Annotated in this window: 10 protein-coding genes and 2 pseudogenes; 11 read left to right on the forward strand and 1 reads right to left on the reverse strand. The window is 37.5% G+C overall.

Going from position 1 to position 10,587, the window contains the following annotated elements:
* The 11 genes and pseudogenes from BTHERMOSOX_RS07295 to BTHERMOSOX_RS07345 form a co-directional block, all read left to right on the forward strand.
* A pseudogene (locus BTHERMOSOX_RS07295) lies at positions 1-216 on the forward strand (hypothetical protein); the annotation flags it as partial.
* A 6-nt stretch (positions 217-222) separates the two neighbouring features.
* Positions 223-828 carry an RNA-directed DNA polymerase gene (locus BTHERMOSOX_RS07300; protein ID WP_138120439.1) on the forward strand — a complete coding sequence of 202 codons (606 nt, stop codon included), beginning with the start codon at positions 223-225 and terminating at the stop codon, positions 826-828.
* Complete coding sequence (locus tag BTHERMOSOX_RS07305; RefSeq protein WP_138120440.1) at positions 807-1,166, forward strand: four helix bundle protein; 360 nt, start codon at positions 807-809, stop codon at positions 1,164-1,166. The genes BTHERMOSOX_RS07300 and BTHERMOSOX_RS07305 overlap by 22 nt, the downstream gene beginning before the upstream one ends.
* Before the next feature lie 498 nt (positions 1,167-1,664).
* Positions 1,665-3,899 (forward strand): DNA topoisomerase IV subunit A, encoded by a 2,235-nt coding sequence (gene parC / locus BTHERMOSOX_RS07310; RefSeq protein WP_138120442.1) that lies wholly within the window; start codon positions 1,665-1,667, stop codon positions 3,897-3,899.
* 246 nt (positions 3,900-4,145) lie between these two features.
* Positions 4,146-4,517, forward strand: a complete 372-nt coding sequence (gene queD / locus BTHERMOSOX_RS07315; protein ID WP_138120443.1) for a 6-carboxytetrahydropterin synthase QueD — start codon at positions 4,146-4,148, stop codon at positions 4,515-4,517.
* Positions 4,518-4,519: 2 nt separating this feature from the next.
* Positions 4,520-5,311 carry a GTP cyclohydrolase FolE2 gene (gene folE2, locus BTHERMOSOX_RS07320; RefSeq protein WP_138120444.1) on the forward strand — a complete coding sequence of 264 codons (792 nt, stop codon included), beginning with the start codon at positions 4,520-4,522 and terminating at the stop codon, positions 5,309-5,311.
* 14 nt (positions 5,312-5,325) lie between these two features.
* Positions 5,326-6,381, forward strand: a complete 1,056-nt coding sequence (locus tag BTHERMOSOX_RS07325; RefSeq protein ID WP_138120445.1) for a 3-deoxy-7-phosphoheptulonate synthase — start codon at positions 5,326-5,328, stop codon at positions 6,379-6,381.
* A gap of 131 nt (positions 6,382-6,512) precedes the next feature.
* Positions 6,513-9,101: a DNA gyrase subunit A gene (gene gyrA / locus BTHERMOSOX_RS07330; RefSeq protein WP_138120446.1), complete on the forward strand. Its 2,589-nt coding sequence runs from the start codon at positions 6,513-6,515 to the stop codon at positions 9,099-9,101.
* A 140-nt stretch (positions 9,102-9,241) separates the two neighbouring features.
* Positions 9,242-9,712 carry a DUF302 domain-containing protein gene (locus tag BTHERMOSOX_RS07335; protein WP_138120447.1) on the forward strand — a complete coding sequence of 157 codons (471 nt, stop codon included), beginning with the start codon at positions 9,242-9,244 and terminating at the stop codon, positions 9,710-9,712.
* Between the two features lie 17 nt (positions 9,713-9,729).
* Complete coding sequence (locus BTHERMOSOX_RS07340; protein ID WP_138120448.1) at positions 9,730-10,146, forward strand: hypothetical protein; 417 nt, start codon at positions 9,730-9,732, stop codon at positions 10,144-10,146.
* 5 nt (positions 10,147-10,151) lie between these two features.
* On the forward strand, positions 10,152-10,487 hold the full coding sequence (locus BTHERMOSOX_RS07345) for a c-type heme family protein (protein WP_138120449.1): 336 nt from the start codon (positions 10,152-10,154) through the stop codon (positions 10,485-10,487).
* Here BTHERMOSOX_RS07345 and BTHERMOSOX_RS07350 read toward each other — a convergent pair.
* Positions 10,413-10,587, reverse strand: a pseudogene (locus BTHERMOSOX_RS07350) (IS1595 family transposase); the annotation flags it as partial. The gene BTHERMOSOX_RS07345 and the pseudogene BTHERMOSOX_RS07350 overlap by 75 nt on opposite strands.

Genomic DNA, 10,587 nt, shown 5'->3' on the forward strand with positions numbered 1-10,587 from the left:
AACTACCAAAAACAAGCTTTTATTTTAAAGCTCGATATCCAAGGGTATTTTATGCATATTAAGCATGAGGTGATTTACCAAAAAGTTTTACAAATTTTAGATAAAAATAAAACTTATAATGGATTGTCTTTTGAGCTGATTGATTATTTACTGCAAAAGACTATTTTTAATGAAGTAACACAAAATTGTAACCTTAAAGGTAGCAAAAAAGATTGACATGGTTTGCCTAAAGATAAGTCGTTATTTGGTAATGCAAAAGGTGTAGGGCTACCTATTGGCAACCTTACTTCACAGATGTTTGGTAATTTGTATCTCAATGATTTGGATTACTTTATTAAACATACTCTAAAGATAAAATATTATGGTCATTATGTAGATGATATGTTGTTTGTGCATGAAGATAAACAATATTTAAAAGCTATTATTAGTAAAATCCAGACGCAGATTAAGCCAATAGGGCTAAACCTGCATCCAAAGAAAATTTATTGTCAGCCTTATTATCATGGGGTTTTGTTTCTAGGACAATACATCAAGCCTTATCGAAATTATGTTAGCCATCGAGTCAAGCATAGTTTTTATCAAGCACTTAAGCAAGTTAATCGTTTATTGGTTGAGAATGAAAGAATAGATTGGACGGTGATGGAGCAAATACAATCAAAAATTAATGCATATTTGGGTATTTTAAAACATGCGAATAGCTATAAATTGGTCAAAAAAGCAACAACTGTTTTAATCAAGCGTTTTTATTGTTTCTTTGCATTTGCAAAAAATTACACCAAAGTGACGATTAATAAAGAATTCTGGCAATGGCATTATTTAGCGAATTAGCTGTTTATAAAACGGGCTATGATTTTTTACTGGAGATTTATAATCGCACAAAAAACTTTCCAAGAGAGTATAAATTTAGCCTAAGTGAAAAAATGAAAGAAGTTAGCTTGGATTTGCTGATTGATGTGTACAAAGCTAACAAAAGTAAAAAATCAGCTAGAATCAATCACATTGAAAGCGCTAGACAAAACATGGAAGTGTTAAGGCTACTTTTGCGAATTAATAAAGATCTGCAATTATTAAGCACTAAAGGCTTTTCCTCTTTAAACATAATGATACAAGATTTATCCAAACAACTAACAGCATGGCAAAAGTACATGACCAAAGTTGATAAATAGCGAGAGTTTTTATCGAGCGTGTCTGTCTTTATCCTAACAAAACCCCTGTTTTTTTTAAATAACAGGACAATGGTCAATTTTTATGAGAGGAAAAACTTATAAAATTAAAAGTGTTTGTTTTTAAAGTTGCCAGTTGCTGGCAACCGCAATCGTACGAATGGCGCGCTTAACAATGTTGGCTCTAACGCCAACTTGTGGAGTCGGTCCGCTGATGGCACGAATGGTCGCAATTTGAACGTCAATAGTGGCAATGCGAACTTCAACAGCAATAATCGCGCCAACGGCTTTAGTGTTCGTTGCATTAAGGATGAAAATGTACTTTGTTATGCTGTTTTAATTTAAGTAAAGGTCTTCAAATATTTATTAATGTATTCGAGGTCGAACCTCGAATACATTAATTTAATTTTTCTGAGCTAAAAGTTGCATTAAAATAGCTCCAAACTTAAGGGTTTTTATAGAGATGCCCTTAATAAAAAAACCGTTATTTCCAGGGGGAAAATGAGCCAAATCGGCCTTGAGCAGCAAAGCGTTGCAGAATTTTCTGAACGCGCTTATCTTGATTATTCAATGTATGTCATTCTTGACCGTGCCTTGCCGTTTGTGGGCGATGGCCTCAAGCCAGTACAAAGACGCATTATCTATGCGATGAGTGAGCTCGGCCTTAAATCCACTGCAAAATTTAAAAAATCAGCCCGTACTGTGGGTGATGTTTTGGGTAAGTTCCACCCTCATGGCGATAGTGCTTGTTATGAAGCCATGGTACTGATGGCACAACCATTTTCTTATCGTTATCCGTTTATTGATGGCCAAGGAAACTGGGGTGCGCCAGATGATCCAAAATCTTTTGCTGCTATGCGTTATACCGAGTCTAAATTATCTCGTTATGCAGATTTATTACTCAAAGAGATAAACCAAGGTACGGTTGATTGGGCTGATAATTTTGACGGCTCATTGCAAGAGCCTAAAAATCTACCTGCACAAGTACCTAATTTATTATTAAATGGTACTTCGGGTATTGCCGTGGGTATGGCAACAGATGTGCCACCACACAACTTAACTGAGGTAGTTAGCGCTTGTATTCAGTTACTTGATAAGCCGTCAAGTGATCTGGATGAAATTATGCAAATCATCCCAGCGCCCGATTATCCAACCAGTGCCAACATTGTTTCAAGTAAAAGTGATTTAAGACAAATTTATGAAACTGGCCATGGTTCGGTGAAGATGCGAGCTACCTATCAAAAAGAGAATGGTGATATTGTTATTGAAACGTTGCCATTCCAGACTTCTGGTTCTAAGGTTATCACACAGATTGCTGCGCAAATGCGTGCTAAAAAACTGCCACTGGTTGATGATATTCGTGATGAATCTGATCATGAAAATCCGACTCGTATTGTTATTGTACCGCGTTCAAATAGGGTTGATATCAATGTATTAATGCTGCATTTATTTGCAACCACTGATCTTGAAAAAAGTTATCGCGTTAATATGAACGTAATTGGTCTAAACGGTAAGCCTCAGGTTAAGCCTTTGGTACCGATGTTAAAAGAATGGCTAACTTACAGAACTCAAGTTGTTACTAAGCGCCTTAACTATCGATTAGACAAAATTTTGTCACGTTTGCATATTTTAGAAGGTTTGTTAGTTGCTTTCTTAAATATTGATGAAGTGATTGCTATTATTCGTGAGAATGATAAGCCTAAGCCGGTATTAATGTCCCACTTTAAGCTTAGTGAAATTCAGGCTGAAGCTATTTTAGAACTTAAATTACGCCATCTTGCCAAACTTGAAGAGGTAAAAATTCAAGCTGAACAGGAAGAGTTGGCTGTCGAAAAAGAAAAATTAGAGTTGCTGCTATCGAGTGATAGCCGTTTAAAGACTTATATCAAAAAAGAGTTAAAAGCTATTATTGATCAGTTTGGAGACGAGAGGCGTTCAGCTATTAAATCAGGCGTTAGCGTTGCTCAAGCGTTTAGTGAGGATGATTTGGTGCCTGCTGAAAATATCACCGTTGTGCTGAGTGATAAAGGCTGGGTTCGTAGCGCTAAAGGTCACGACATTGATCCGACCACGCTTAATTATAAATCTGGTGATAATTACCTAACTAGCATTCAAGGTAGAAGTAATAAAAATGCTATTTTCATTGATTCTACTGGACGCTCTTATTCGCTACTAGCTAATTCATTGCCAAGTGCAAGAGGCCAAGGCGAGCCATTAACAGGCAAACTGTCACCACCAACTGGTGCCGAGTTTGTCGATGTGATTATGGGTGATGATGCTCAGAATATCTTGCTATCCTCAGATGCAGGCTATGGATTTATTGCTACTATTGGCGATTTACTCTCTAAGAAAAAAGCAGGAAAAGCATCTTTGAAGCTACCGGGTGAATCCAAGGTAATGAAGATTATTAAGGTGGATGATTTAGATAAACAATTCGTTGCTGTAACTACTAATCGCGGTCGTTTGTTGGTATTCCCAGTATCTGAATTGCCAATTTTATCAAAAGGTAAGGGTAATAAATTAATTCAAATTCCAGCAAAAGATCTCAAGGCTAGAGAAGAATTTGTTGTTGGACTTTGCGTGCTACTAGAAACACAAAATCTTAAAGTTTATGCAGGTAAGCGCCATCTAACCATTAAGTTCCAAGATTTAACCAACTATATTGGTTCGAGAGCGCGTCGTGGCAACTTGCTGCCAAAAGGCTACCAAGGTGTTGACTCGATTGAGGCGGTTTGATGGGATTGTCGAACATTTAAAATACAATTTATGAAGCACGTAAAACAGCACCTTTCTTATCCAAAAAAACTCGTCAAATAGCTAGCTATTCTCCTCATTTTTGAATAAGAAGCGCACTATTTTCTGCATTCCCTAAATCGTACTCTCAATATTCAACAGCCCCATGATAACAATCCCACTGTTATTCAGGGTGTAATTTTTATGCCATCAAAGGTATAATCAATCTTTTTTCCAATTTTTCCGAAAATGTTCGTCCTAAAAATTGTTACAGATTTCGCCGCAGCGCATTCCTTAAGAGATTATCCGGGGGATTGCTCCCGCTTACATGGTCATAATTGGCAAGTGGAGGTTCTTGTCGCCTCAAAAGTGCTCGATGACGTCGGCATGGCAATTGATTTTCGAGACATTAAAAAACAAACCAAAGTTGTTGTTAAAAGACTAGATCATCAATATCTAAACGAAGTGACTCCTTTTGATCAGCTCAACCCTACTGCTGAAAATATTGCTAAATATTTCTTTGAAGAAGTGGGTAAATTAATTAACACTGATGATGTTCGTGTCAAAGAGATAACCATTTGGGAAACTCTTCGAGCATCAGTCACTTACTCGGAGGATTAATCATGAAATCTTGTGATTTACCTGACACACAAAACAATTTAGACACTCGCCAAATCGTTATTGATAGGGTTGGTATTAAAGACATTTCCCATCCAATCACCTATGTTGATCGTGATGGTAATAAATCACCAACAGTGGGAAATTTCACCATGACGGTGACTTTGCCAGAAAATGTCAAAGGTACGCATATGTCACGTTTTATTCAAATTTTGAACGAAGGCCCGTGTGAATTTAACAGTGGTGATTTTGGAAAAATTATTGAAAAAGTGCGTGATCGTCTAGAATCAGAGACTGCGTACATCACGGTAAATTTTCCTTTTTTCAGAAAGAAAAAAGCACCATCATCAGGTGTTGAATCGCTAATGGACTATCAAGTTACTTTGTATGGCTCTTTAGAAAATGGCGTAGTTGAAGTAATGATGAAAGTTGTTGTTCCTGTTACCAGTCTTTGTCCATGCTCAAAAAGCATTTCTAAATATGGCGCTCACAATCAACGTTCTCATATCACTATTAAAGCTAAAGCCAGCACTGGAAAAACACTTTATCTTGAAGACTTGATTGATCTTGCTGAGAAGAAAGCCTCTTGTGAGTTATATGCCATTCTTAAACGTGAAGATGAAAAAGTGGTTACCGAAAGAGCGTATGATAACCCTGCATTTGTTGAGGATTTAGTACGTGATATCGCCGTGGCTTTAAATGCTAATAAACATATTAGTTATTACCGTCTTGAATCTGAAAATTTTGAATCAATTCATAATCACTCAGCTTACGCCTTAATCGAAAATCAGAAATAAGGAAGCACTAAGCTATGAAGTATAATACTGACAATCTAAGAATTACTTCAAGCGCGCCTATTATGGCGCCTAATGAGTTAATAGATTTATTTCCACTTAGTGAGCAAGGTTCTGCCGGTGTTTTTCAAGCGCGTGAAACCATTGCTAAAATTTTAACGGGCGAAGATAAGCGCTTAATGGTAATTGTTGGCCCGTGCTCAATTCATGATTCTCAAGCTGCACGTGATTATGCTAAGAAATTAGTTGTATTGAGAGACGAGCTTAAAGAAGATTTGTTTGTTGTGATGCGTGTGTATTTTGAAAAGCCGCGCACAACCATTGGTTGGAAGGGTTTGATTAACGATCCTGATTTGGATGAAAGCTTCAATATCGATAAAGGTTTGAAAATCGCCAGACACTTGTTAACAGATATTGCTGATATGGACATACCAGTTGCTGTTGAATATCTTGATGTGATTACGCCGCAATATATTTCTGACCTTATTTCATGGGGTGCGATTGGCGCGCGTACAATAGAAAGCCAATCCCATCGTGAGCTGGCTTCGGCCTTATCTTGCCCAGTTGGCTTTAAAAATGGCACCACAGGCTCACTTAGGGTGGCTATTGATGCTATTAAATCAGCAAGCAGTCCTCATCACCTGCTTTCGGTTAACAAAGAGGGTGGTGTTAGTCATTACACTTCTTCTGGTAATGAAACAACGCACATCATTCTTCGCGGTGGTGCAGATGGTCCAAATTACGATAAAGAATGTATTAACCATACCTACAAACAATTGCAAGACGAGGGGCTAATGCCTAGGGTGATGGTTGATTTCTCCCACGCCAATAGTGAGAAAAAATTCAAAAATCAAATACTGGTTGGTGATGAAATCGCTAGACAGATAGCATCAGGTTCAGACAAGATTTTTGGGGTTATGATTGAGTCAAATATTAATGAAGGCAATCAGTCGGTTGGGCCACTAGAATCGCTTGAGTATGGTGTTAGTATTACCGATAGTTGTATCAATTGGGAAGATACTGAAATCTTGCTTAAAACACTCTCAAAAGCAGTCCAAGAAAAAAACGCTTAACACCTTGATTTAACAAGAATTTTTCTGGTTAAATTATTTCCAAATTATCACTGTTAATTACACATTTTTATTGTGTAAATTCACTTGTTTAGGGTACAATAAAAGCTAATTTAATTAAGCGAATTTTTTGTATGTCAGACGATACAATTAACACTGAAAATCCAGAAGCTTTTGAGCCTAATTTTCCAATAGTTACCATCGAAGATGAGATGCGTGATTCCTACTTGGAATACGCTATGAGTGTCATCGTTGGTCGTGCCTTGCCTGATGTTCGAGATGGCCTTAAACCCGTTCATCGCCGCGTACTTTACGCGATGGATGTTCTGGGCAATGACTACAACAAATCTTACAAAAAATCTGCGCGTATTGTTGGTGATGTAATTGGTAAATACCATCCACACGGCGATACTGCTGTATACGACACCATTGTACGTATGGCGCAGCCATTCTCAATGCGTAACATCTTAGTTGATGGTCAGGGTAACTTTGGTTCGGTTGACGGCGATTCAGCAGCAGCAATGCGTTATACAGAAATTCGTATGGCTAAGTTGTCGCATGAATTGTTGCGTGATCTTGAAAAAGATACGGTTGATTTTGTTGATAACTACGATGGCTCAGAATCAGAGCCGAGTGTATTACCAACACGTGTACCAAACTTATTGGCAAATGGGTCGTCAGGTATTGCAGTTGGTATGGCGACCAACATCCCACCACACAATCTTGGTGAAGTGATTGAGGCTTGCTTAAGAGTTATTGACAATGAAAACATCACAGTTGATGAATTATTAGAAGTTATGCCAGGCCCTGATTTTCCAACGGCCGGTATTATTAACGGTGCAAGCGGTATTCGTCAAGCCTATGAAACTGGCAAAGGCAAAATTTACCTTCGCTCTGTTTCTCATGTTGAAGGCGAAGACAAGCAAAGCATTGTTGTTACAGAATTGCCATATCAAGTTAACAAGGCCCGCCTAATCGGAAAAATTGCCGACTTGGTTAAGGATAAGCGAATTGACGGCATTACTGGCCTTAGAGATGAGTCTGACAAAGATGGCATGCGTATGGTGATTGAGCTTCGTCGTGGCGAAGTACCCGAAGTTATGCTTAACAATCTTTACAAGCTAACTGAAATGCAAACCGTATTCGGCATCAACATGGTAGCGATTGACAAGGGCATGCCTAAACTCATGACCCTTAAAGGCATATTAGAGGCCTTTATTGCCCATAGAAGAGATGTTGTTACACGTCGCTCTATCTTTGATCTAAATAAAGCTAGAAATCGCGCTCATTTGTTAGAAGGTTTGTCAGTTGCATTGCACAATATTGATGAAATTATCGAGCTGGTTAAGTCGGCTAGTAATCCAGCTGAAGCTAAAGAAAGCTTAGTTGCTAGAACTTGGAATGGTTCGGTAATTAAAGAACTTATTGGTGATCGTGATATGGCTATGTTTAAGCCTGAAACTTTATTGCCTGAGCTTGGTTTACAAGCGAGTGGCGATTATCAGCTTTCTACTCAGCAAGCTCAAGCGATTCTAGATCTTAAACTTCATCGTTTAACCGGCCTTGAAAAAGACAAAATTTTTGATGAATTTAATGAACTATTAGAACGCATTAAATATTTACTAGATATTTTGCAAAATCCAGATCGTTTAATGCAAATCATTCGTGATGAGCTTAATGAGATTCGTGATGAATATGCTAATGAGCGAATGACTCAAATTATCGAGCATAAGATTGATCTTACTTTGGAAGATCTTATCGTTCAAGAAGAGCGTGTAGTAACATTATCACATGGTGGTTATGTTAAAGCACAATCATTAGGTGATTATCAAGCGCAGCGTCGTGGTGGCAAGGGTAAAACAGCTACTAAAATGAAAGATGAAGATTTCGTTGATCAGTTGTTCGTTGCAAATTCACATGACACAGTGTTGTGCTTCTCATCAGCAGGCAAGGTTCATTGGCTTAAAGTATACGAATTACCAGTTGCATCACGTACAGCACGTGGTAAGCCAATTATCAACTTACTACCATTAGAAAAAGAAGAGGTTATTAACGCTATTCTGCCAGTTTCCGAATTTACGCAAGATCAATTTGTATTTATGGTAACCAGTAGTGGCACCTGTAAGAAAACTTCATTAACTAACTTTGCCCGTCCAAGAAAAGGTGGCATCATCGCTATCGAATTACGTGATGGTGATAAGCTAGTTGGGGTTGATATTACTTCAGGTAACAATGATATCATGCTGTTCTCTGCAAATGGTAAATCGATTCGATTTAAAGAGGCGGATGTGCGCGCAGTAGGCCGTACTGCTATTGGTGTGCGTGGTATGAAGTTAGTTGACGATGAAATCGTTTCAGCGATTGTTGCAGATAGTGATAGTCCAATCTTAACTGTTACTGAAAAAGGCTATGGTAAGCGTACTGAACTAGAAGAATATCGCTCTCAAGCACGTGGCGGATCGGGTGTTATTTCAATTAAAACCTTAGATCGTAATGGCAAGGTAGTTGGCGCCATTCAGGTAACTGATGAAGATGAAATGATGCTAATTTCAAACAAAGGTACTTTAGTTAGAGCTAGAGCTTCTGATGTGTCAATTATTGGTCGTAACACGCAAGGTGTAACGCTTATTAACATTTCTAAAGGTGAGAAGTTAGTATCAGTTGCCAAGATTGCTGAGACAGAAGATGATGATTCATCTTCAGAGGGTGCAGTGGAAGAATAACACTTCTGTATTGTTCATTAAAAATGTCACTATTTAGTGGCATTTTTTTTTGAACTTCTTGATCTAGATCAAGTCTTTATTATATTAGAAAAGTATAATATTATTGAAAGAAATAAATAATAACAAAAAGGAAAAATAAAATGAAAAAAGTAATTATCGGATTTATATTAGGCGCAGTAACAGTTGCATTTGTAGGTTGGAACATGATGCCAAATACGATGCTTAAAGAAGCAAAAAGCCCTTATTCAATTGAAGAGACAGTGGCTAAAATTAAAGCCAATGCTGAAGCTAAAGGTTGGGTTATTCCTAGTGTTCAGCCACTACATAAATCAATCAAAAAACATTCAGGTGGCAAGCACATTATTCCACCGGTAATGTTGGTTAATCTATGTAATGCTGAGCATGCTTACAATACATTGGTAAAAGATCAGAATAAAAAAGTATCAGTATTTATGCCTTGTACGATTTCAGTTTTTGAGAAGAATGACAGCACGGTTTGGGTAGCTTATATGAATGCTAAATTACTAGGCGATATGTTTGGTGGTGATGTTGCTAAGGCAATGGTTGAAGTAGATGCAGACCAGCGCGACTTTATTAAATTTGTAAAGTAGCGTAACATCAAAGTTCTATGAAAAAATCATTGATCGCCGCAGGCGCCATCGTAGGGTTTCTTATGATGTCGCTTATGTTAAAGCTATTCTATGACATGACAACTTATGTCAAGTCAATGAGTACAGACATGTCCTCGATGAGGGTGAGTCTGGAAACAATGAATGTCGATGTATCAACTATGTCTACTGACATGAGACAGCTTAAAAATAGTCTTGTTACTATGAATAAAAGCATCTCTAATATTCAATCTAAGATGTCTACTGACATGGGCATAATATCTGAAAATATAGTTATTATCAGTAATGATGTAAATGGCATGAGAGGCGGCGTGGATCAAATGACAACAGACGTTAATCAAATGGGCGAAGATATTAATAAGTATTCTTCTTCGTTTACTTCTCCAACAAATTACATGAGAAATATGGGATGGTAGAATAGATGAAAATACTATTATTAATCACACTATTAACCACTTCTTTATTTGCCAGTAGCAATAATGAGTTGTTAATGTCTCAGTTTTATGCGAACAAACTTATTCATGAACTTGGCGATGAAAGAAAAAATCTGGTTAGTTTAATTGGGTTAGCTGATACTGTGCACATGTGCAGTGTGTCGGCTTCTGAGTCGGCTTACAAGATATCAAATAGAAATAATATAGTCATCAAGCGTGTATCGTTAAATCCAAGAAATATTGGATTATCAGCGGCTGATGTTTGGGAGCAAAAAGCCTTGCTTGCGATTATTGAGTCTAAATTCACATTCTTTCAAGTGTAGATTAAACATATTTTTATTCATTCCTTTAAATTTTACCAGCCTTGTTTTGGCATAACCCCAAAATGATTCTATGCCGTTAATATGTGCATTACCACGAGCA

Source organism: Bathymodiolus heckerae thiotrophic gill symbiont (assembly GCF_900128515.1).
Taxonomy (GTDB): Bacteria; Pseudomonadota; Gammaproteobacteria; order PS1; family Pseudothioglobaceae; genus Thioglobus_A.

What these genes read in the sequence shown, in the direction of transcription:
- folE2 (WP_138120444.1), top strand. Translation starts at nt 4,520, where the DNA reads ATGAAATCTTGTGATTTACCTGACACACAAAACAATTTAGACACTCGC.
- BTHERMOSOX_RS07335 (WP_138120447.1), top strand. Translation starts at nt 9,242, where the DNA reads ATGAAAAAAGTAATTATCGGATTTATATTAGGCGCAGTAACAGTTGCA.
- BTHERMOSOX_RS07340 (WP_138120448.1), top strand. Translation starts at nt 9,730, where the DNA reads ATGAAAAAATCATTGATCGCCGCAGGCGCCATCGTAGGGTTTCTTATG.
- BTHERMOSOX_RS07305 (WP_138120440.1), top strand. Translation starts at nt 807, where the DNA reads ATGGCATTATTTAGCGAATTAGCTGTTTATAAAACGGGCTATGATTTT.
- BTHERMOSOX_RS07325 (WP_138120445.1), top strand. Translation starts at nt 5,326, where the DNA reads ATGAAGTATAATACTGACAATCTAAGAATTACTTCAAGCGCGCCTATT.
- parC (WP_138120442.1), top strand. Translation starts at nt 1,665, where the DNA reads ATGAGCCAAATCGGCCTTGAGCAGCAAAGCGTTGCAGAATTTTCTGAA.
- gyrA (WP_138120446.1), top strand. Translation starts at nt 6,513, where the DNA reads ATGTCAGACGATACAATTAACACTGAAAATCCAGAAGCTTTTGAGCCT.
- BTHERMOSOX_RS07345 (WP_138120449.1), top strand. Translation starts at nt 10,152, where the DNA reads ATGAAAATACTATTATTAATCACACTATTAACCACTTCTTTATTTGCC.
- queD (WP_138120443.1), top strand. Translation starts at nt 4,146, where the DNA reads ATGTTCGTCCTAAAAATTGTTACAGATTTCGCCGCAGCGCATTCCTTA.